This window comes from Mycobacterium syngnathidarum (genome assembly GCF_001942625.1).
GTDB classification, from domain to species: domain Bacteria; phylum Actinomycetota; class Actinomycetes; order Mycobacteriales; family Mycobacteriaceae; genus Mycobacterium; species Mycobacterium syngnathidarum.
Map to the genome: position 1 here is coordinate 126,551 of NZ_MLCL01000004.1, position 22,392 is coordinate 148,942.

A 22,392-nucleotide genomic window follows, 5' to 3' on the forward strand; every position below is an offset into this window, starting at 1 on the left:
CTCGAATTTGGCGGGACCGGTCAGATTCAATTCGCTTCGCGGCCGTCGCCGAAAATGGTGTCGAGCAATTCAGCGAGCCGTTCCGGGGCATGCGCCGCAACCGAACGGACCAAGCCGGACCGGGCCAGCGCCGCAGCCCGTTCATCGCTGGACTCACCCGCCAGGGCGCCGGCCAAGACGTCGGCGGTGCGCCCCGAGCCGGTGATCGCCACGACGGGGCGGCCGGCTCGCACGCTCACCGCAACGTCAGAGTAGGCGATGTCGCCACCGTTGATCAGCAAGGTGATCGACGGGGCGTTGCCGGCGAGAACCGTTGCGGCATCGGCGATCCAGGGAGCTTCGGCGCCCCAGTGGTCACCGGGCACGATCAGGAAGTGGGTGTGCCGCGGCTCCAACTCGAAACCCTGTGGACCATCTGAATCCGTGGCGTCGGGCAGCCGCACCGTGCCGGCCGCGGCCACACCCAAAAGCGGAAACGCCGCTGCCTGTCGAGCCTCGCCGAACAGTTGCATGACCCCGGCACGTGTTCCTCCGTCCACGCCGACCGTCCCGTACTCCCCCATCACAGGCGCTATGCCCGAAACGAACAGCGGACGCAGCCGGTCCATGTCGGTGGCGTCGAGCCCACCGGCGCCACCGATCACCACCAGGGTCGGCCGTGGCGGGGGGAGCCCCAAAGTCGTGAGCGCCGACGGCAATTCCGTGGTTTCGGTGACGCGTACCGCGGATGCACCGCCCACGCCAGGGAACTCCAGCCGGAACGGTGACATCACGAGCGGGCCCGTCCTCTCCTCGCCGCCACACCCGCACTGCGTGAAAGCCATCACGCGAATTCGAGTACCCGACTACTCACGACCCGGATGTGTCACGTGCAGATACTGCAATTGCCCACCAGAGATCAATCTTGACCCACGCCCAGCGAAAAGGACAGCACCATGGCCAAGAATGCGGTGCTCATCGGAGTCAACCGATACCGAATTCCGGGAAACGACCTGCGCGGCTGCGTTCCCGACGTGAAAAACATGGCCAAACTGCTTCAGCGGCAATTCGGATTCGATTCCGACAGTATTTCCGTGATCACGGACTTCACGGCCACCAAGGAAGCGATCGAAACCGCCGTCACCGGGTTGATCCGCGGCGCCCGGCGCGGCGACGTGCTGCTGGTGCACTACTCCGGTCACGGTTCCAATGTGCCCGACGACAACGGGGATGAGTCCGACAAACGCGACGAGATCCTGTGCCCCACCGACCTCGACTGGAACGACCCACTCCGCGACGACTGGTTGCGCAGCGTCTTCGACGGACTGGCATCCGGGGTGAGTCTCACGGTGGTCACCGACTCCTGCCATTCCGGCACCGTCACACGCGCCCTCGAACCGCCCGACGCCCCGGTGATCGAGCGATATCTGCCGAGCCCGTGGGATCTGGCGGCCGTGGAGTCCGGGCGCGGCCCGGCCAGGACAACGCGGTCAGGCCGCCGCCCTAAGCCGGCGACCGATGTCGTCCATGTCGACATTCCCGAGGTACTCATCTCAGGTTGCCGGGCCGACCAGACCTCGGCCGACGCCGCCATCGGTGGCGGCTTCGCCGGAGCACTGACCTACAACCTGGTCGAGGCGGTGACCGAGTCCAGGATGCCGCTGTCATACCGGGAACTCCACGACCAGACCTGCGCGAAATTGAAACGTGGCCGCTACGAACAGGTTCCGCAACTCGAAGGTAGCGAAGCTCGTCTCGAGCAACCCTTCCTGTCGCCCCTCGAATAGCACTGACAGACCCATGGCCGTCAAGCTCTGGATTTCCGGTCTCGAGGACGAGGCCCACAACCCTTCGGTACGCGCAGCCACGCCCGGTGCCCAAACCAAAGCTTCCGACACCGGCCTGCTCGACGTGATCGAGGTGGCCCGCTCCTTCAACCTCTCTCCGCCGGCCCGCGAGCAAAACCCGAAACCCCAAGGCATCTCGGTCGACGACGACGCCGTCCTCGAGATCGAGATCGAAGGCGGATTCACCACCTGGATCTCGGCCAAGAGATACTACGAGGAAGCACCCCTGCTCAAACCCGAAGCGATGGTGGGTGACGCAGTCAGCGTCGACACGCTCCCGCGAGCCTCGGAGCGAGGGGTCAAAGAATGGCTCACCACTCGGGTACGGGTGCTGCGATTGAAGCCCGACGCCATCACCGACAAGCTCGCCGACCCCACGCGGTGGCCGACCGACCTCCTCGACGAAGCCAAGGACCTCGGCATCAACTTGCTGGCGAAGGTCCCCGCTTGGTTCGCCACCAAAGCATTGATCCGGATGATCGAGAACAATCTCAGACCCGGCCCGGGCCTGTACACGTGGGAGGACGCCACCCGCGAGATGGGGACGCCGGCGCCCGCGCCCGTCGATTTCAAGGACACCGACGTCGACAAGCCGTTGCTGGTCTTCATCCACGGCACCGCATCTTCCACCCGCGGCAGCTTCGGCGCCTTCCTCACCAACGAGGCGCAACCCCAGTGGCTGGAACTACAGCGGCTCTTCGACAAGAACATCTACGCCTTCGAGCACCGGACGTTGAGCGAGAGCCCGATCGACAACGCCATCGAGTTGCTCACCGCGCTACCCCGCAACGCCAGGGTCAGCATCGTCTCGCATTCCCGCGGCGGACTGGTCGGCGACCTCGTCACGCTGACCTCGATCAACACCGAGCTCGTCGCGAACTTCAAACGCGGCAATCCCGACCTGGACGTGGCCGATCTGCACGACCGCAGGCAACTCGGCCGGCTCGCCGAACTCATTGCGCACAAACAGCTTCGGGTGGAACGATTCGTGCGCTGTGCATCGCCGTCCCGCGGCACCCTGCTGGCCGGAGAGAATATCGACGTCTTCCTGTCGGTGCTGACCAACCTGATCGGGTTCATTCCCGGTGTCGGCGGGACTCCGCTCTACGAGGTGATCAAGCGGACCGCACTCGAGATCGTCAAGAACCGGACCCTGCCGTCGCTGGTACCCGGGCTCGAAGCGATGATGCCGCAGTCGCCCCTTGTCGCGCTGCTCAACAATCTGAGCGATCCTGCGCTCGGCGCGATGGGCGTCATCGCCGGTGACATCCAGCCCGGCAACTGGCTCAAGAAGATCGGGGTGTTCGCCAGCGACCACGTCATCTATGAAGGCCGGGACAACGATCTTGTGGTCAACACCGACGCCATGTTCCACGGTGCCCGCCGGACGGCCGCCCGCTACATATTCGACCAGGGCGCCGACGTCAGCCACTTCAACTATTTCAGCAATCCGAGCACGCGTGGTGCGCTCGTCGAGTGGCTGGCGGCGCCCGCCGACAAGCCTCCGCAGGTCTTCCGGGACATCGTCGCCGACGATCTGGAGCCGGTGCCGATGCTGCGTTCACTGCAGACCCGCGCCAACGCGGACCAGCCGATTGTCTTTGTGCTGCCGGGGATCATGGGCTCGCACCTCAATATCGGCGAACGCTCGGTCTGGTTGCGCTACCTCGCCTTGCTGCGCGGCGGACTCGGCGATCTCGCCGACGTCACGGCGGCCAACGTGCGTCCCGTCGCCCTGGTCGGCGACGGCTACCGCAAGCTGTGCGAGTTCCTGCAGAACTCTCACGAAGTCATCCCATTCGCCTACGACTGGCGCCGGTCGGTGACCGAGGCGGCCCGTCTGCTGATCGTCGAGGTCGAGAACGCCTTGCGACGAACTCAGCAGCCGGTACGGATCATCGCTCACAGCATGGGCGGGCTGGTGGTGCGCTCGATGATCGCGCAGGCCCCCGACCTGTGGGAGCGCATCTGCGAACGCGACGGCGGGCGACTGGTGATGCTCGGCACGCCGAACCGCGGCTCGCACGACATCGTCGAGTCGTTGTTCGGCAGCGCGGCAACCGTACAGAAACTCGCGATGCTCGATCTCACCCATGACACAGCGGAGATCGTCGACATCATCGGGAACTTCCCCGGCGTACTGGAGCTGCTGCCCGACGACGAGCGCTACTTCACGGTTTCCCGCTGGCGGGACTACCGCAACGAACGCGGCGGGTCGGCGGTCCCGGGCGAGGCCCTGCTGGCTGCCGCACGAGCCACACACGACACCATCAAGGACCATCTGTCCGGCCTACCCCATCCGGAGCGGGTGCACTACGTGGCGGGAACCTCGCCACGCACCGTCAAGGGCGTCGACATCATCGACGGTCGCGTCGTACTGGACTGCACGACCGAAGGCGACGGGCGGGTCACGTACGTCTCGGGCCGGCTGCCCGGCATCCGGACCTGGTACATGGACGCCGTGCACGGCGATCTGGCGTCTCACGAGCCGAGCTTCCCCGCACTACAGGATCTGCTCGATTCCGGTGCCACCACACGACTCTCGGACAGCCCACTCAGCTCGGCACGCGGAGGCGCGCACGACTACCGGGCGCTGCCCGAACCGGTGCTCTATCCCACCGAGACGTCGCTGGCGGCCGACCTCCTCGGGAAAGCCGCGCGCAAGCCGTATCAGGAGGGCACGCAGCCCAGCTTCCGGGTGTCGGTGGTCCACGACGATCTGCGCTACGCGCGCTATCCCATCGTGGTGGGCCATTACGAGGGCGACACCATCATCGGCGCCGAGGCCCAGTTGGACGGACTGCTGCGGGGCGCGCTGACCGAACGTTATGCACTCGGGCTCTACCCGGGTGAGTTCGGATCCGTGGCGGTGGTCCTTCGCAAACCCACGGCAGTACAGAAGGCGCTGGCCCTACCGACCGGTGCGATCGTCGTCGGCCTGGGCAAATGGGGCGAGCTCAGCGCCGGCCAACTGAGCGACTTGCTTCGCCGCGCCGCACTCCAGTACGTGCTCGAACGACGCGACGGTCTGGGCGGGCCCACCGACGCGGACCGGGCAACGGAGAAGATCGGGCTGTCGGTACTGCTGGTGGGTGGCAACTCGACCGCGAACATCGCGGTCGGAGATTCCGTCGGGGCCATTCTGCGCGCGATCGGTCAGGCCAATCGCGAACTCGCCGAGGGCAACAGCAATGCGCTGACCATCCAGGAAGTCGAGATCGTCGAGCTCTATGCCGACACGGCGATCGAGGCCGCGCATGCGGTCAATCGCTTGGCTCCGCTGATCGGTAAGGAGCTGCGCACCGAGATCGAGGCGACGCGACTGCTGCGGCACGGCCGTGAGGGACGCCGGCGACTGACGGCCTCGGCCGACCGCCAGCACGCGTGGCGTAGGTGGGAGGTCAGCGTTGTCGAGCCGCCCCGCAAAACCCAGCCCGCATGCCTGCCCAAGCCGCTCGCCGACCGCCTCAAGCGCGCGGTGCTGGAGTCGGACAACGCTGACTCGGAACTCCTTGCCGCGCTGGCCGAACTGGCGATCAGCGGGCCCGCCGAGCCACCCGAGGCCCACCGCGAGATCAGGTTCCTCACCTTGTCGGACCGCGCCCGCGCCGAAGCGACCAGCCAGCAACGGCAACCCGAACTGGTGGACCGGCTGATCAAGAGCTCGATCTCCCAAACCAGTTTCCGCTCAGATGAATCGCGGGTGCTGTTCGAACTCACGGTGCCCAACGAGCTCAAGTCGGGACTCGCCCAGGTCGACAACCTGGTGCTGGTCCTCGATGCCGAAAGTGCCACCTACCCATGGGAACTGATGAGCGCCGGTGAGGAAGCGTTGTGCATCGACAAGGCCCTGGTGCGTCAGTTGCAGACCACGAAGTACCGTCCACAGATCGGAGCACGCGCCGGTACCTCGGCGTATGTGGTCGGCGATCCGCTGGTCAGCGCGCCGTTCAGACAGTTACCAGGCGCGATGGCCGAAGCCGGCACGGTGTACAACCTACTGCGCGGACGCTTCGACGTCGAGAAGCCCGCGACGAGGCCGACTGCACTCGAAGTGCTCGCCGGGCTGTACCAGAAGCCCTACCGCATCGTGCATCTGGCCGGCCACGGCCACTACGAACCGCCGGCTACCGCGGACGGCAAGGCCCGCAGCGGGATGGTGCTCGACAACGGCGTCTTCCTCACCGCCGTCGAAGTCGGCCAGATGCAGCAGGTACCCGAGCTGGTCTTCCTGAACTGCTGCCACATCGGTCAGACCGGGCCGGAGGCGCCCTCGCGCCCGTCTGCCGTCGAGTTCAACCGGCTGGCCGCCAGCGTTTCCCGCGAGCTGATCGAGATGGGCGTACGTGCGGTGGTCGCTGCCGGCTGGGCCGTCGACGATGTCGCCGCCAAAGAATTCGCCCAGAAGTTCTACGAATGCATGCTCGGCGGCGAAGCTTTCGGCTTCGCGCTCAAATCCGCGCGTTGCCACACCTACGAACTGTTCCGCGAAAGCAACACCTGGGGTGCGTACCAGGCGTACGGCGATCCCGATTACCGGCTCGATCCCACTGCCGGCGGGACACCCTCGGCGTCCCCAGGACGCGTCGATATCGCCGAGTTCATCGACGCGGTGAACCACGTCGGCCGCAAGCCCGAAACCGGCTCCACAACTCTGGTTTCACGCGCACCACTCGTCGAGCAGCTCAACGCCCTGGTGCACGAATGCCCCGCCGACTGGCTTGAGCAAACCGATGTTCAGATGGCGATCGGCTACGCGTACGGCAATCTGAGGCGGTTCGAGGATGCGCGCCGATACCTGATCGCGGCCCTGGCCGGAGAAGGTGAAACCTCCACGACGACGATGCGTGCCGTTGAGCAGCTCGCCAACTTCGAGGCACGTATGGCCAATGACGTCGCCGCCACCGAACCCGACTATGCCCAGCAGCTGTACGCGTCGGCCATCGAGCGCCTCGAGCGCCTCCTCGCGGTGTCCGAGACCGCCGAGCGGTACAACCTGCTCGGTGGTGCCTACAAGCGTCGCGCTGCGGGCGAATCGACCGGCAGGACAGCGAAGAAGATGCTGGCTCGCGCGTGCGAACACTACCGTCAGGCACATCTGCTCACGCTGCAGCGTCAACGCCTCGATCCCTATGCGGTGCTGAACTGGCTGACCCTGGCCACCATCCTCGAAGAACCGGTACCCGATGCCGACGCGCTGATCGACCGTTGCGTGACCACTGCGCACGAGCAGTTCTCGACCGACCGCCGGTTCTATACGGCGGTCTCGATCGCGGACGCGGCGTTGGTGCGCGCGCTCAGGTCGGGTCGGCTCGGGCAGAACGGCCAAGCGGGAGAACAGGCGCTTGCCCACTTGCTGGCCCACTTCCAGGAAGTTGTCCTGCTCGCCGTACCTACCCTGGGCAACCTCGATTCGGTCTGCACTCACCTCGACGTCACCGGCAGGCTCTTGATGAAGATTCAGCCCAACCGGGCCAGTAGCCGGATGACGGTGGCCCACCTGGCTGAGCTGTGCCGCAGAATCTCCGGCGACCAACCCAATGGCCAGGGAGTCGAGCCCGCTGCCTCCGCGATCCGCAACGGGTCGGCCCCGAAGCCGGCTGCCGGGCGGCCGAAGCCGCCCAGGCGCCGACCGGGCGGCGAAGGGATGTCAGGTTAGGGGCCGGTGCGGCATCAGCGCATTCGGCGGGATCTGGCCGAACTTGCCCGCCTGGTAGTCCTCCAGCGCCTGGATGAGCTCGGATTTCGAGTTCATCACGAAGGGGCCGTAGTGGAAGACCGGTTCCCGAATCGGCTTGCCGCCCAGCAGCAGAACCTCCATCGCCGGCCGGTTCGAATCCTGAGTTCCCTCGGCCGACACGGTGATCCGATCGCCCGGGCCCAGCACTGCGAGCTGGCCCTGATGGATCGGGTGGGCTACCGGGCCGACGCTGCCGCGTCCGCTCAGTACGTACACGAGTGCGTTGAAGTCGCGGTTCCACGGCAGGTTGAGCTGCGCGCCCGGTTCGATCGTGGCGTGCGCCATGGTGATCGGGGTGTGCGTGCTTCCCGGGCCCTGCGCACCGTCGATCTCACCGGCGATGATCCGGACGAGAGCTCCGCCGTCCGGTGAGGACAGCAGTTTGGCGTCGGGACCCTCGATGGCCTGGTAGCGCGGCGTCGCGAACTTGTCCTTCTTGGGCAGGTTCACCCACAGCTGGATGCCGTGGAAGGTGCCGCCGCTCTCGACGAGCTCGGCCGGTGGGGTCTCGATGTGCAGGATGCCCGATCCTGCCGTCATCCACTGGGTGGCTCCGTCGGTGATCAAACCGCCGCCACCGTGGGAATCCTGGTGGGCGAAGCGACCGTCGATCATGTAGGTGACGGTTTCGAACCCGCGGTGCGGGTGCCAATCGGTGCCACGTGGCTCTCCGGGCTGGTACTCGACCTCACCCATCTGATCCATGTGGACGAACGGGTCGAGGTCTGCGGCGCTGACTCCGGCGAATGCGCGCACGACGGGGAATCCCTCGCCCTCGTACCCGCGCGGTCCGGTCGTGACGGAGCGGACCGGGCGCTCGGTTTCCGACGCCTGAGCTGCCCCGATGCGGGGCAGGGTCAAGGTGTCTGCAGTGATGGCTGGCATCTCCTACCTCCAATGTGTGTAGCCTGATGACAGCTATAACCGGACTGCGGTCCGATTATTCCTTGGCGGGTACGCGGCGGTCAGGCCAGAGCTGCCAGCGCGGCCGCACGGGCCTCGGCCGCCGACGCCGTGTCCAGGACCGCCCCGGCCGCGGTGCTGCATTGCTGCAGCGTCACCTGCGCGATCCGCGCGCCCACCGCGGCGATCGCCGCCGGCGCCATCGACAACGACGTCACTCCCAAGCCCACCAACACCGCGGCCAACAGCGGGTCGGCCGCGGCCTCGCCGCACACGCCGACCGGCTTACCCACCGCCGCTCCGGCCCGCGCCGCCAATCCCACCAGTGCCAGCACCGCGGGCTGCCAGGGATCGGTGAGTGCCGCCAAGTCGGCCGACATCCGATCGGCGGCCATCGTGTACTGCGCGAGGTCGTTGGTACCGATCGACAGAAAGTCGACGTGTTCCAGAATCTTGTCGGCCATCAGGGCGGCCGCGGGCACCTCGATCATCACCCCGGGGGTGAGTCCGTGCGAACGTGCCTTGGCGGCAAAGCTTTTAGCCTCGGCTGCAGTGGCGATCATGGGCGCCATCACCCACGGTCGAGTTCCGGTGGTCTTGGCCGCCGCGGCCACCGCCGCGAGCTGGCGATCCAGCAGGCCGGGGTTGCCCTCCGCGATCCGGATACCGCGCACACCGAGTGCCGGGTTCGCCTCCTCGGGGTGGCCGGCGAACTTCAGCGGCTTGTCCGAGCCGGCGTCGAGGGTGCGAACCACCACTTTGGCTGTCTTGCTCCCCACGTCCGCGGCGGCCCCGGCGAACGCCGCCAGCACCTCGCCGTAGATCGTGGCCTGTTCCTCGACCGTCGGCTCAGTATCCCGGTTGAGGAAACACAGTTCCGTACGGAACAACCCGACACCCTCGGCCGGAGTTTCGCGTGCAGTCCTCGCGGCCGCGCCATCCTGCACATTCGCCAGGATCGCGACGGTGTGACCGTCTGCCGTCGCGCCAGGACCGGTCCACTGCCGAACCGCCAGCGCATCACGCTGTGCGGCGGCAACAGCCTCGGCGGCGACGGTCGGATCCGGATCGGTGGTCACCGTTCCCGCGGTTCCGTCGAGCAAGACCATGGCACCGGCGGCAACGGCGTCGAGCCCACTGATCGCCACCACGCACGGAATCCCGAGCTGGCGGGCGATGATCGCAGTGTGACTGGTCGGGCCGCCCAATGTGGTGGCCAATCCGACCACCAGCTGTGGATCCAAACCGGCGGTATCAGCCGGCGCCAGATCTTCGGCACACAGGATCGACGGGATATCCGGCAGTGGCACACCGGGTTCCGGCAGTCCAGACAGCTCAGCGATAACACGGTCGCGGATATCCCGCAGATCGGTGACACGCTCGGCCATCAACCCGCCGAGCTGCGTGAACAGCTCCACGAACTGGTCGACGGCCTCGGTCACGGCGCGGACAGCGGGCGTGCCGGCGCCGATCCGCTTCTCGGCGGCGCCGATCCAGGCCCGGTCCTGGGCCAGTGTCGCGGTGGCGGCCAGGACTTCTGAGGCCGCGCCCGTGGCGTGCTCCGCCCGGCCCCGCAGCCGGGTGGCGACCTCCGTCGCCGCAGCGGCGAATCGCGCCGCCTCGGCCGCGCGGTCCGCCTCATCGATGTCACCGGCAGGAACCTGGACCTCCGGAAGCCTGTTGACCCGGATCACCGGTGCGTACTGCACACCCGGAACCACCGGGACCCCGTGCAGCACGGACAGTGATCCGACCGACGATGTAGTGCCCATGTGAGACAGATTACAGAAATACGTTGACAAGTCAACACAGCCAAGCGTAAAACAACATATATCAACATTCCAATTGGCACGAACCCACATAAACGGAGGCTCATGTACGCCGAGGAGCGCCAGCAGGCCATCGCCACGCTGGTCATGAGCAGGGGCCGCGCCTCAGTCGCCGAACTGGCGCAGGCGTACGACGTGACCACCGAGACCGTCCGCCGCGACCTGGCCGTCCTCGACAAGGCCGGTGTGGTGCGCCGCGTACACGGCGGCGCCGTCCCCGCCCGGGCACTACACCTCGTGGAGGCCGGCGTCGGGGAGCGCGACACCACCCGCGCCGTGCAGAAAGACGCCATCGCCGCGGCCGCCGTCGACTTCTTCCCCCTCACCGGTGCCAGCGTGCTGCTCGACGCCGGCACCACCACCGCCCGCGTCGCCGCACAATTGCCGACGGATCGCGAGCTCACCATCGTGACCAACTCCCTGCCCATCGCCGGCCACCTCGCCACGATGCCCACCGTCACCCTGCAGTTGCTCGGCGGACGGGTCCGCGGCCTCACCCAAGCCGCCGTCGGCGAGCAGGCGCTGCGCGTACTGGACACCCTGCGGGTGGACATCGCGTTCATCGGCACCAACGCCATCAGCGTGCGGCACGGACTGTCGACGCCGGACACCGAGGAAGCCGCGGTGAAGCGCGCCATGGTTCAGGCCGCGAATTACGTCGTGGTGGTCGCAGACTCATCAAAAGTCGGTGAAGAGGATTTCGTCAGCTTCGCCCCGATCGACAGCGTGGACACCCTGATCACCGACAGCGAGATCTCCGATGCCGACCGCACTCTGCTCACCGAGCACGGCGTCGAGGTGGTGATCGCATGATCGTCACCGTCACCCCCAACCCCAGCCTCGACCGCACCGTCACCCTGGGATCGCCGCTGATCCGCGGAGCGGTGCAGCGCGTCGATGCCGTCACTGTCGAACCCGGCGGCAAAGGCATCAACGTCGCCCGAGCACTGACCCTGGCCGGGGTCGCCACCCAAGCGGTGTTGCCGGCCGCCGACGGCGATCCTCTTGTCGGCGCGCTACGGGCGCTTGATGTGCCGTTCACCTGTGTTGCCATCACCGAACCCGTCCGCACCAATTTCGCCATCACCGAATCCGACGGCACCACAACGAAACTCAACGAGCGTGGCGCTGTTGTCGACGGCGACGCATTGGAAGCGCTGACCCGCTGCGTGCTGGCCAAGGCACAGGACGCGTCCTGGGTGGTGCTGTCCGGATCGCTGCCGCCCGGCCTGCCGGCGGACTGGTACGCCCAGGTGGTCTCGCTGCTGACACCACTGGACTGCCGGGTTGCCGTCGATACCTCCGAAGCGCCGCTGGCGGCGCTGGCCGCCGCATTCGAGGTGGCCGCGCCGGACCTGATCAAGCCCAACGCAGAAGAGCTCGCCGACCTGGCCGGTGTATCAGCTGTTGAACTGGAATCCGCTGCTTCCCAGGGTGACCCGTCGCCAGTGGTGACCGCTGCAGGGCGGCTTGTCGGGCGGGGCGTCGGTGCGGTGCTGGCCACGCTGGGCGCTGCCGGCGCGGTACTGGTCGAGGGCACCGGGGCCTGGCTGGCGACGCCGCCACCGATCGTGCCCCGAAGCACCGTCGGTGCCGGCGACGCATCGTTGGCCGGCTACCTGCGCGCCGCGGTCACCGGTGCCGACGCCCCGCGACGACTGCAGATGGCGGTCGCATACGGCAGCGCCGCCGCGGCCCTGCCCGGATCGGCCCTGCCCAGCCCAGCCCAACTCGATCTTGAGGCTGTCCATATCCACCCACTGAAGGTGTCGCTATGACTCAACCGATCATCACCCCCGATCTGGTCCTGCTCGACGTCGACGCGGGCGGTGACAAGGAAGCCGTCATCACACGCCTGGTCGACGCACTTGCCGAGGCCGGCCGCACCGGCGACAGCGCCGGACTGGTGGGCGCCGCCATGGCCCGCGAGGGCCAGTCCGCCACCGGGCTGCCCGGCGGCATCGCGATTCCGCACTGCCGCTCGCCCTATGTCGACACCCCCACCATCGGCTTCGCCCGGCTGTCACCGAAGGTCGACTTCGGCGCCCCCGACGGACCAGCCGAGCTGGTGTTCCTGATCGCAGCACCGGAATCCGGAGGGGCCGAACACATGAAGCTGCTCTCCAGCCTGGCCCGGGCACTGGTCCGCAAGGACTTCGTCGCGTCGCTGCGAGACGCCGGGAACATTTCCGAGGTGGTGACGCTCGTCGACGGCGTGGTGAACCCCGCGCCTGCTGCTGCCTCTGTTCCCGAGCCTGAGCCGACCAAAGCGGTGTCGATCGTCGCGATCACGGCCTGCCCCACCGGCATTGCCCACACCTACATGGCGGCCGACGCACTCAAGCAGGCCGCCGAGACCGCCGGCGTGGATTTGGCTGTCGAAACCCAAGGTTCGTCGGGCAGCACCCCGCTGTCGGCGGCCACCATCGCCGCAGCCGATGCCGTCATCTTCGCCACCGACGTCGGGGTCAAGGACAAGCAACGCTTCGCAGGCAAGCCCGTCGTCGCCTCCGGCGTCAAACGCGCCATCAACGAACCTGACACCATGATCTCCGAAGCGGTTGGCGCCGCGGGCAATCCCGATGCCCCACGGGTGGCCGGCTCTGCCGGCGAGGAGGCTCCTGCCGCGTCCGGGGACGTGGGCTGGGGCACGCGGGTTCGGCAGATCCTGCTGACTGGCGTGAGCTACATGATCCCGTTCGTCGCCGCCGGCGGCCTGCTGATCGCGCTGGGCTTCCTGTTCGCCGGGTATGACATCGGCAATACCCCTGAGGGCCAACCGAGCCCGTTGGCCTACGGAATGAATTCGCTGGGCCACCACATCGCCGTCACCAACACCCTGGCCGACCTGCCGCCCGGTGGTCTGACGCAGTACCTCGGGGCGGTGCTGTTCACGCTCGGCGGGCTGGCCTTCATGTTCCTGGTACCCTCCCTGGCCGGCTACATCTCCTTCGCGATCGCCGACCGGCCCGGTATCGCACCCGGTTTCACCGCCGGAGCCGTGGCCGTCTTCGTCGGCGGAGGGTTCATCGGCGGCATCGTCGGCGGTCTGATCGCCGGGTTCGCCGCACAGTGGATCAGTTCTTTCAAAGTGCCGCAGTGGTTCCGGGGATTGATGCCCGTGGTGGTGATCCCGCTCGGCGCCTCGCTGATCGTAGGCCTGTTGATGTTCCTGCTGCTCGGGCGTCCCCTGGCCGCACTGACCACCGGCCTGACCAACTGGCTCGGCGGAATGACCGGAACCTCCGTGGTGGTGCTCGGCGTGATCCTCGGGTTGATGATGTGCTTCGACCTGGGCGGCCCGGTCAACAAGGCGGCCTACGCATTTGCCACCGCTGGCCTCAACGTCGCCGATCCCGCCACCTTGCGCATCATGGCAGCGGTGATGGCCGCCGGGATGGTGCCGCCGCTGGCGATGGCACTGGCATCGACGCTGCGGCCGGGGCTGTTCACCGAGCCCGAGCGCGAAAACGGCCGTGCAGCCTGGCTTCTCGGCGCATCGTTCATCTCCGAAGGCGCCATCCCATTCGCCGCCGCGGATCCACTGCGGGTGATCCCGTCGATGATGTTCGGCGGCGCCGTCACCGGAGGCATGATCATGGCATTCGACGTCACGCTGAAAGCACCGCACGGCGGCATCTTCGTGTTCTTCGCGATCGGCAACCTGCTGTGGTTCCTGACCGCCCTCGCCGCCGGCACCATCGTGGCCGCCCTGGCCGTCATCATGGCCAAACAATTCATCAAACCAACCGTCACCACACCGGACACCCCGGCACTGGCCACCGCCTAGTCACAACCACTTAGTCACAACCACCTAGTCACAACCCCAAGGAGAGAACATGCCCAGCAAGACAGTCACCGTCGGTTCGGCCATCGGCCTGCACGCCCGCCCCGCCGCGATCATCGCCGAAGCGGTGGTCAACGCCGGCGTGCCAGTCACCCTGTCCATGGATGGCGGCGAGCCCGTCGACGCCGGCTCGGCCCTGATGATCATGACGCTCGGTGCCGGCAACGGCGCCCAAGTGACCGTGGAATCCGACGACGCCGATGTGCTGGCGACCGTGGCGGGTCTGGTGGAACAGGATTTGGACGCGTAGTTACCGCTGAACTCGACTCTCGGGCCTCAGGTATTGAAGTTGGATGGGACTGCCAGCGGCCGAAGCAGTGGTTATCGTGCTTGTCTCGCTAGCGCGCCCACGGTCCGAGCGTCATCCCCAGGTACGGGCGTGCGCCGTCGTTGTGGTCGGGATCGTCGGGAATGTCGTCGCCAACGTCGATGGACTCGACCGTGTCGGCCACATCTGGCGTTTGGGGCAATTGCCGATACTTCGCCCGCGGATCACCGGGTTCGCCGTTCGTCATGGGCTCCAGCCTCCAATCACATCAGGCCCGTCCCGGTGTCATTCATTGTTTCCGCGCGGACATCGACGTCCGATCGCGGACCAGCTCAGCCACGACCGTGCAATCGGAGATCGATGCCGACACCGAGAGTCATCGCCAACTAGTCAGACTGCCGACGCAACGCCGCATGCCGTCAACTCTGTCATCGCCGCCCTCCGCAACGGGACCTCTACCTTGCCGGCAATTCTAAGCAGCGGTTCAGGGCGTTCCGGACAGGAATTCCTGCTCAAGCCACACCGTTCACAACCGAACCGTCAGAGGCAAGAAGCGTCATCACGCTGATCAGCGTCCCCTTATGATTGCCTGCGTGCAAATAGCCGGACGGCTTGACGTGAGACGATGCGTTTCTAAACAGGCCGGATATTGTTTGCTGAAAGTGCACCAGCACACTGCAGACATGTCCGACGTCATTGGGGGAGTGTGAGGCGTGCAGCGCTTAGCCGTGATGCTGCTGGCAGTTTTGTTGGCCCTATTCAGTGCGCCTCCGGCGTTCGCGATCGATCCGCCAGCGATCGACGCCGCAGCCGTTCCACCTGATGAAACCGGTCCCGACCAGCCGACCGAGCAGCGCAAGATCTGCGCGACGCCCACGGTCATGCCGAATTCGAACTTCGCCGACAAGCCGTGGGCGGCCGACTATCTGAAGCTGGCCGAGGCGCAGAAGTTCGCAACCGGCGCCGGGGTAACTGTCGCGGTGATCGACACCGGGGTCAACGGTTCCCCCCGGGTCCCAGCCGAGCCAGGTGGCGACTTCGTCGACGCCGCGGGCAACGGGATGTCCGACTGTGACGCCCACGGGACCCTGACCGCATCGATCATCGCCGGCCGCCCGTCCCCCACCGACGGATTCATCGGTGTGGCCCCGGATGCACGACTGATTTCGCTGCGTCAGACGTCGGTCGCGTTCCAGCCCAAGGGTTCGCGCCAGGATCCCAACGACCCGAACACCACCCAGACCGCGGGCTCGATCCGCAGCCTGGCCCGGTCGGTGGTGCACGCGGCCAACCTCGGCGCGCAGGTGATCAACATCAGCGAGGCGGCCTGCTACAAGGTCACCCGTCGGATCGACGAGACCAGCTTGGGTGCAGCCATCAACTATGCGGTGAACGTCAAGGGCGCGGTGATCGTCGTCGCCGCCGGCAACACCGGCCAGGACTGCAGCCAGAATCCGCCACCGGATCCGTCGGTTCCGGCCGATGCCCGCGGCTGGAAGGGTGTGCAGACGATCGTGAGCCCGGCCTGGTACGACCCGCTGGTGCTCACCGTCGGCAGCGTCGGCCAGAACGGCCAGCCCAGCAACTTCTCGATGTCGGGTCCGTGGCTGGGCGCGGCAGCACCGGGCGAGAACCTCACCGCGCTGGGTTACGAGGGCCAGCCGGTCAACGCCACCCCGGGTGAGGACGGCCCGGTGCCGCTCAACGGCACGTCCTTCTCGGCGGCCTTTGTCTCCGGCCTGGCCGCACTGGTGAAGCAGCGCTACCCGGACCTGACCCCGGCCCAGATCATCAACCGGATCACCGCCACCGCACGCCATCCCGGCGGCGGCGTCGACAACTATGTCGGTGCCGGCGTGGTCGATCCGGTAGCCGCACTGACGTGGGAGGTTCCCGAGGGTCCGGCCAAGGCGCCGTTCCGGGTCAAGGAAGTACCGCCGCCGGTGTACATCCCGCCGCCAGACCGTGGGCCGATCACCGGTGTCGTGGTGGCCGGAGTAGCACTGGCCCTGATTCTCGGGATCGCTGCGATGACCCGACGCGCATTGCGACGGCGCCAGTGAACTTCCTGCGCCGGAATTTCGGCTTCAAGTTCACCACGGGGCACGCGATCTGGGCGGCCACACTGATACCGGCGTGCATTGCGGTGTGCCTGCACTTCCACCTGCTGTGGCTGGGCATCACGCTGTCGGTGTTGATCGCGATCTTCTCGGTGCTCACCATTCGTGGCTACCGGCTCACCGGCTGGGTCCGGGCGGTCTTTTCCTGGCGGCGGCGCCATCGCAGCACTCCCGACGTGGCGTCGGAGCCTGCGGTCGGAGCCACGGTCATGCCAGGAGATCACGTCGCCGTGCGCTGGCAAGGTGATTACCTGGTCGCGGTGATCGAGCTGTTGCCAAGGCCTTTCACCCCGACCGTGATCGTCAACGGCGACGCCGTCTCTGATGACACCGTCAGCACCAAGTTGGTCGAGAAGTTGCTCTGGGCGCACTGCCCCGATCTGGAAGCCGACGTGGTGTCGGCCGGCTACCGCGTCGGCAAGACCGCACCGTCGAGCCTGGTCGCGCTCTACGAACAGGTGGTGGGCCCGTACCCGGCGCCGGCGAACCGGCGCACCTGGATCGTGCTGCGCGCCGACCCGGAGAAGACCCGGCGTTCGGCCCAGCGCCGCGACAGCGGGGTGTCCGGGTTGGCCCGGTATCTCGTCGCCTCGGCGACCCGCATCGCGGATCAGTTGGCCAGCAACGGAATCGACGCCCGGTGCTCACGTAGCTTCGATGATTACGACAAGGCCACCGAGATCAGCTTCGAGAAGGAAACCTGGTCGGTGATCAAGGGCCGCAGTACCTTCACCGCGGCGTACAACGCACCCGGTGGCCCCGACGTCTGGTGGTCGGCACGGGCCGATCACACCACCACGTGCGTACGGATCCGTCCCGGTGCGGCGCCGACCTCGACTGTATTGCTGACGACGCTGTCGAATCCGACCACGCCGCGCGGGTTTTCCTGCCTCTACGGCGGACAACGGGCGGCCCTTCAGGGCCTCACGCCCGTCACCGACAAGCACTATGACCTGCCGATCGGCTCGGCCGGGGTGCTGGTCGGTGAGACGTCCGACCGCTACCCGGTGTACATGCCGTTCGACAACGTCGACGTCAGCATCAATCTCGGCGATGCCCGGCTGTTCACCCAGTTCGTCATCCGCTCGGCGGCTTCGGGTGCGGTGGTGACCCTGAGTCCCCAGTTCCGCGAGTTCGCGACGATGATCAACGGCCGCGTCGGGCGGGTGCCGCGCGTCGCCTGGCCGAACGCCACCACCTACCTGGGCCCGCATCAGGGAGTGGGCCGAGTGATCCTGCGGCCCAACTTTATTGACACACCACGGCACCGCCAGCTGCCGATCACGTTGATCAACCCGCGTGAAGAGAGCCGCTACCAAATGGCGCTCGAGCAGTGACATCAAGCTTCCTGGGAGAGGGGTCCCAGAAGGGTCGGGAGGAATCGAAGTGACAGATGAGATGCACCCGCAGGTCGCTGCGGTTCTGCGTCAGGCGCAGCAGCTGCAGGCGCTCATGGACGACCAGCTGCACAAGATGAACAGCGAAACGTTCACGGCTGCAGACGAAGCCCGGAGCGTCGAAGTCACGCTCAACGGGCACCACCATCTGATCGACGTGTACATCAAGGACGGATTACTGCGGCTCGGCGCGCAAGCTGTCGAACAGCGCCTCAATGAAGCGATTCAGAAGGCAACCGCCGCGGCGACGGCATCCATCGAAGCGGACCGCGAACGGCTCGATGCGATGGTTGCGGAGCTGACTGCCGAGGGGCAGCAGCCCGGCTAAGGTCCACGGAGGCAACGCGGCGGATTTCCAACCCATCGGCGGGCGCAGAGGGAGCGATGGAGAATTTCAGCAGACGATTTGGCATCGCGATCAACCTGATTCTTGCGCTGGTATGCGGCATCTGGGCATTCATCGCAGTCAAACACTTGGCCTTCATTACCGGGGTGATCGCGCTTGGGCTAGCGGTCACCTGGCTTTTTGTGGCGAGTCAATTGGCGGCAGCGAAAAATGCGGTATTCCAAGCCGCGTTCGACGAATCGGGGATGTTATTGCGGCCGGACGGACGCATAGACGCGACCCAACGGAGGTCATACGCCGCTCTGGCACTATCGGGTCTATCAATGGTGATCGCATGGATAACCGGCTGGCTCTACATACCATTGCCCGATGGAGTGAGCCAGGTCGTTCCCATCGGCTTCGGCGCGACTGGCCTCATCGCAGGATGGTTTTGGTTCGTCTTCAAGCGCCAGGGGGGCACTAGCCACCTGCTGCTAACCCCCGAGGAGCTTGAATTCACCAATCTCGGTTCATTGAACTCAGGAAAGTGGGACGATATTGCGGCGGTTACGGACAAGCTCCCGACCGAGGGGCGCTTCTGGACCCCCATGGTAATCACCATGAAGGACGGTTCGATACTGGCGATGGATTCGCCCGGCAGCTACACCCCCAAAGGCACCGCCCTCATCGAACTGGTGCGGTTCTACTGGCGCCACCCCGAACAGCGAACTGAGCTCACCGACGGGCGCGCGCTGGACCGCCTCCGCGCCTTAGACCCACAGCAGAGCCCGCGCACCAAGCCCTGACCAATTCGGGGTTTCGTTGCTCCATGCACGATTCTGATGCGTTCTGGGCACCGATCGTGGTGTTAGCGTTATGGGAGGCAACCAATCGATCACCGAGCTGAGGCACAGTCCACGGCATCATCCGCGAACGGAACAATTCATGGGCACTTTCAAAGTTCTGAATGCGCTGTACATGGACGGCAATTATGTTTACGGCGCGGTCGATCACGGGAACGGAATGAAATCCAGCGTCCCATGGGGGATGGCCGGCGTTGCAAGTGATTTCACCGGGATCATGCAGACTGTTGCTTCCTTCGGCCCCACCAAATTTGCAGCTGCTGCAAGTACGCCAATCATCAACGGCGGTCTTATCATGCTGACTGTGGCCAGCAACACGCTCGGATTTGGCCGTCCTGAGGATGGTGAACGATTCCATCGAGGCGCCGAAGATTTCGGCGATGCCTTCCTCAAGCTGTATTCGTCAACACCTCCACCTGATTGGGAGGGTGAGGCGTCAGATGCGTACGGTGCCAGAAATAGTGAGCAGCAAGAGCGGGCAGCCAAAATGGCCGAGTACGACAACGCCATCAAGAAGGTGTTGGCCACAGAAGCCGGACAGGTAGAAAGCGCACGCGATTTTGTATCGAAACGCCAGACAGCCCTCGCCCTATCCGTTCCAGCGGCTATTGCAATAAAGTTTATGGGACCTGGCGGACCAGCCGCATCCTTGGCTTTCGAAGCAGCCATGGTGATGGCGACCGTGCCATTAGCAATGGATCGAGTGGAGAATACCGTCTACCAGGCGAAAGAAAATGCCGCCCAAATTGACAAGGTTACGCACGACTACGATGCCTTGACTTCGACCGCAGAGATACCCGGCGGCGGTTTTGGGCCCACGCCGCGCTGATTTCACCCCTGCGTCCCGACACATGTAAGGCACCGCAATGACACAGCCTGATTTGAAAGTCTCCAACGCGATCCGTTCCAAGGGCGCTGTCCACGACCAGGTGGTGGACACACTTGAGAAGGCAAAGTCAGCACCCGACGGTGCATCGGGCCATGTCTTCCAAACCCATGGCCTGGTGTGCTCCGCAACCGCGATTGCACTGCAATCGGCGGAAGCATCACGCCGAGAAGCAGTTGGAAAGATGCACCTGATTTCGACTGACCTCGCCGTCAAACTCAGAGCGGCGGCCACCGATTACCACGGCACCGACCAGCAAGAGGCAGGCAATCTGAACGGCCAGATGCACCCACGTTGACCTCAATCTGGCTCTTCCCAGTTCAGCCCGTCTCGCCCTGGTGACGAGACGGGCTGACTCGTTTAGCTCGTGCTGCCGAACAACATGGCACACAACAAAACTCGCCGACGACATAGAACGTGTCGCGTCGCCGGCGAGCCATTGTGTACTGACGTCGTTTTACTTGCTGTCCTTGGCGTCCTTGCGCGCACGGCGACCGATGACCGCCTCGGTGTACGCGCGGTCCTCGACGTAGAGGTCCTCGTCCTCCGCGAGGTTCGGGTTGCGGCGCTTCTCCTTGCCCTGGCCCTGGCCGTGGCCGCCCCCCATGCCACCCATACCGCCGCCCATACCGCCGGCACCCGCGCCACCGGGCGCACCCGCTGGCGCGCCGCCGCCACGAGCAGCCGCAGGTGAAGCGCCCACCGAGTCTGCTCCGACAGCAGGACCGAGCGGCCCGGCGGGCATGCCGCCGCCACCTCCGCCCATACCGCCGCCGCCCCCGCCGGCGCTGGCCGGCTTCAGGCTGGGCTCCTCGAGGCCAGGCACCTCCGGCATTCCCTCGGTTCCCTTGGGCAGACCGCCCGACGGAGCGCCGCCACTCGGTGCGCCGCCACCACTCGGTTGGCCTCCGCCCTGCCCACCGGACGGTGAACCACCGCTCGGGGAGCCCGCCGCCTCCTGACCGACGGACTGATCAGCACTGGCGGGCGACACCGACGGCACAGCAGGCATCTCCGGCATCTCGGGGGTGCCGCCTCCGCCACCGCCACCGCCACCGCCGGTGCCTGGTCCGGCGCCAGGAACACCCGGGGTTTCGGGCTTGTTTGGAAGCTCGCCTTCACGCACCGGTTGCAGTCCACTAATCGCTGGCGGCTTGCCAGGCTTAATCTCCATGAGATGGGTGCCAGCGTAGGCGTCTAACGCAGCATCGGACTGCCGCTGATATGAGTCCCACATCATATGTTTGGCTGCGTCGGGAGTCATGTTCAGCTGTTCGCCGAGCGCTTCCCAATTTGCGTTGTTGTAGTCTTCCACATCCTTCAAGTCGGGATGGTCCGCCACCAGCTTGTCGTGCGCGTCCGCGAATGTTGTGGCCTCATGCGCCAGCCGGAGGCACTCCGCGCCCATGTCATTCCACCAGCTGTCCAGGCTCTTCATCGCCGCGTCACATGTTTCGGCGGCGCCACCATGCCAACCGTCAGCGCGCTTCGCGAATATCCTGCGGTAGTCCGTCAATGTGCCCGGATATACCTGCCATTGGTCCCGAAAGTACTTGATTGACAGTGCCTGTACATCAGCACCGCCATGAATAATTCTCGCCGCCTCGTCCCAATCCATTTCATCTCGCGCCGGCCCAGACGGATAGCTTCCAACCACAATCTCCTTCGGTACGGGCCACGTGCTCGTATTTGGAGAAGCTGTCTGAACCGCCGACGGCGGTGCATCTGAGCCGTTCATCTGCGTGCCCAGTGCTTCAGTTGCCTGCTGCTGAACGTCCTTGTAGGCACTGGCCGCAGTTCGGTGGGCCGCGGCAATCCGCGTTGCCTCGATGCTGCCCGCCTCGAAGGTGGCCTCCATTCTCGAGCCCGACGCAGCTAGCTGGCTCCACAACAGGAAGGTGGTCGCCAGGTTGTCCGGCACCTTCTCGGGAGTAGCGCCTACGGTTGGGACGCGCTCGGTCTCCAGCTCCTTGGCTTTTGCCTCAAGCGCATCCAATCCGTACTGCAGTTCGCCTTCGGCCCCAGCACCCATCTCAGCTCATCCTCCCTGCGCGTGCGGTACCGACCAAGACGGCAGCAGACGCGTTCCCATAGCAAAGTTTTGAATCATCGGGTGGACAAAGCCCGTTTGCCTTCGAACCTGCCCACCGAGTTCCGTGGGTAATCATAAGGGCCCGCTGGGGGCACGCGATCCGCCTTTTTGGGCCGCCCCCTGACTTAGGTCATGGTCGGCTGGTCTACGAATCCGCAGTCCGTTGACCTGCAGGTTTCCTCGGCTTAGTGCCCCGTTTGGGGCACTAAGCGGGTAGGTTCTGGCGGTGGCATACGTGCGGAAGGTGCGCACCGCCTCGGGCGCTGTCGCGGTGCAGGTGGTGCGTAAACATCGAG

17 protein-coding genes are annotated in these 22,392 nt (G+C 65.8%); 12 read left to right on the forward strand and 5 right to left on the reverse strand.

Translation table 11 applies throughout. The features are described from left to right. Positions 1–26: 26 nt before the first annotated feature. On the reverse strand, positions 27–770 hold the full coding sequence (locus BKG60_RS02295) for a hypothetical protein (RefSeq protein ID WP_083650204.1): 744 nt from the start codon (positions 768–770) through the stop codon (positions 27–29). Between the two features lie 165 nt (positions 771–935). Between BKG60_RS02295 and BKG60_RS02300 the strand changes: the two genes are divergently transcribed. Beyond that, positions 936–1,766 (forward strand): caspase family protein, encoded by an 831-nt coding sequence (locus tag BKG60_RS02300; protein ID WP_075909120.1) that lies wholly within the window; start codon positions 936–938, stop codon positions 1,764–1,766. 13 nt (positions 1,767–1,779) lie between these two features. After that, positions 1,780–7,485: a CHAT domain-containing protein gene (locus BKG60_RS02305; RefSeq protein ID WP_075909121.1), complete on the forward strand. Its 5,706-nt coding sequence runs from the start codon at positions 1,780–1,782 to the stop codon at positions 7,483–7,485. On the opposite strand, the gene BKG60_RS02310 is transcribed toward BKG60_RS02305, so the two are convergent. Further along, on the reverse strand, positions 7,477–8,451 hold the full coding sequence (locus BKG60_RS02310; RefSeq protein ID WP_075909122.1) for a pirin family protein: 975 nt from the start codon (positions 8,449–8,451) through the stop codon (positions 7,477–7,479). The two genes, BKG60_RS02305 and BKG60_RS02310, sit on opposite strands and share 9 nt — an antisense overlap. Positions 8,452–8,531: 80 nt before the next feature. Further along, positions 8,532–10,241 (reverse strand): phosphoenolpyruvate--protein phosphotransferase, encoded by a 1,710-nt coding sequence (ptsP, locus tag BKG60_RS02315; RefSeq protein WP_165688693.1) that lies wholly within the window; start codon positions 10,239–10,241, stop codon positions 8,532–8,534. Between the two features lie 102 nt (positions 10,242–10,343). Here ptsP and BKG60_RS02320 point away from each other — a divergent pair, with 102 nt between their 5' ends. The 4 genes from BKG60_RS02320 to BKG60_RS02335 are packed head-to-tail and all read left to right on the forward strand — an operon-like array spanning position 10,344 to position 14,395. After that, positions 10,344–11,111, forward strand: coding sequence for a DeoR/GlpR family DNA-binding transcription regulator (locus tag BKG60_RS02320; RefSeq protein ID WP_075909124.1), 768 nt, complete (start codon positions 10,344–10,346; stop codon positions 11,109–11,111). Then, positions 11,108–12,076 (forward strand): 1-phosphofructokinase family hexose kinase, encoded by a 969-nt coding sequence (locus BKG60_RS02325; protein ID WP_075909125.1) that lies wholly within the window; start codon positions 11,108–11,110, stop codon positions 12,074–12,076. Before BKG60_RS02320 ends, BKG60_RS02325 begins: the two co-directional genes overlap by 4 nt. After that, positions 12,073–14,088: a PTS fructose transporter subunit IIABC gene (locus BKG60_RS02330; protein ID WP_075909126.1), complete on the forward strand. Its 2,016-nt coding sequence runs from the start codon at positions 12,073–12,075 to the stop codon at positions 14,086–14,088. Before BKG60_RS02325 ends, BKG60_RS02330 begins: the two co-directional genes overlap by 4 nt. A 49-nt stretch (positions 14,089–14,137) precedes the next feature. After that, the gene (locus BKG60_RS02335) at positions 14,138–14,395 is read left to right on the forward strand and encodes an HPr family phosphocarrier protein (RefSeq protein ID WP_070946857.1); all 258 of its coding nucleotides are present in this window, start codon (positions 14,138–14,140) and stop codon (positions 14,393–14,395) included. Between the two features lie 88 nt (positions 14,396–14,483). Here BKG60_RS02335 and BKG60_RS31835 read toward each other — a convergent pair whose 3' ends face one another. After that, a complete protein-coding gene (locus BKG60_RS31835) occupies positions 14,484–14,660 on the reverse strand; it encodes a hypothetical protein (RefSeq protein WP_165688694.1) in 177 nt (58 codons plus the stop codon). A 466-nt stretch (positions 14,661–15,126) separates the two neighbouring features. Between BKG60_RS31835 and mycP the strand changes: the two genes are divergently transcribed. From mycP to BKG60_RS32265, 6 genes are all read left to right on the forward strand, one after another. Beyond that, complete coding sequence (gene mycP / locus BKG60_RS02340) at positions 15,127–16,476, forward strand: type VII secretion-associated serine protease mycosin (protein ID WP_075909127.1); 1,350 nt, start codon at positions 15,127–15,129, stop codon at positions 16,474–16,476. Then, on the forward strand, positions 16,473–17,870 hold the full coding sequence (gene eccE / locus BKG60_RS02345; protein ID WP_075909128.1) for a type VII secretion protein EccE: 1,398 nt from the start codon (positions 16,473–16,475) through the stop codon (positions 17,868–17,870). Before mycP ends, eccE begins: the two co-directional genes overlap by 4 nt. A 49-nt stretch (positions 17,871–17,919) precedes the next feature. Beyond that, complete coding sequence (locus tag BKG60_RS02350; RefSeq protein WP_075909129.1) at positions 17,920–18,258, forward strand: YbaB/EbfC family nucleoid-associated protein; 339 nt, start codon at positions 17,920–17,922, stop codon at positions 18,256–18,258. A gap of 56 nt (positions 18,259–18,314) precedes the next feature. Next, positions 18,315–19,061, forward strand: coding sequence for a hypothetical protein (locus BKG60_RS02355; RefSeq protein ID WP_075909130.1), 747 nt, complete (start codon positions 18,315–18,317; stop codon positions 19,059–19,061). Between the two features lie 139 nt (positions 19,062–19,200). After that, a complete protein-coding gene (locus BKG60_RS02360) occupies positions 19,201–19,947 on the forward strand; it encodes an EspA/EspE family type VII secretion system effector (protein ID WP_239251713.1) in 747 nt (248 codons plus the stop codon). 37 nt (positions 19,948–19,984) lie between these two features. Further along, complete coding sequence (locus BKG60_RS32265; protein ID WP_239251715.1) at positions 19,985–20,302, forward strand: ESX-1 secretion-associated protein; 318 nt, start codon at positions 19,985–19,987, stop codon at positions 20,300–20,302. Positions 20,303–20,461: 159 nt separating this feature from the next. On the opposite strand, the gene BKG60_RS02365 is transcribed toward BKG60_RS32265, so the two are convergent. After that, positions 20,462–22,036, reverse strand: coding sequence for a PPE domain-containing protein (locus tag BKG60_RS02365; RefSeq protein WP_075909131.1), 1,575 nt, complete (start codon positions 22,034–22,036; stop codon positions 20,462–20,464). Between the last annotated feature and the right edge of the window lie 356 nt (positions 22,037–22,392).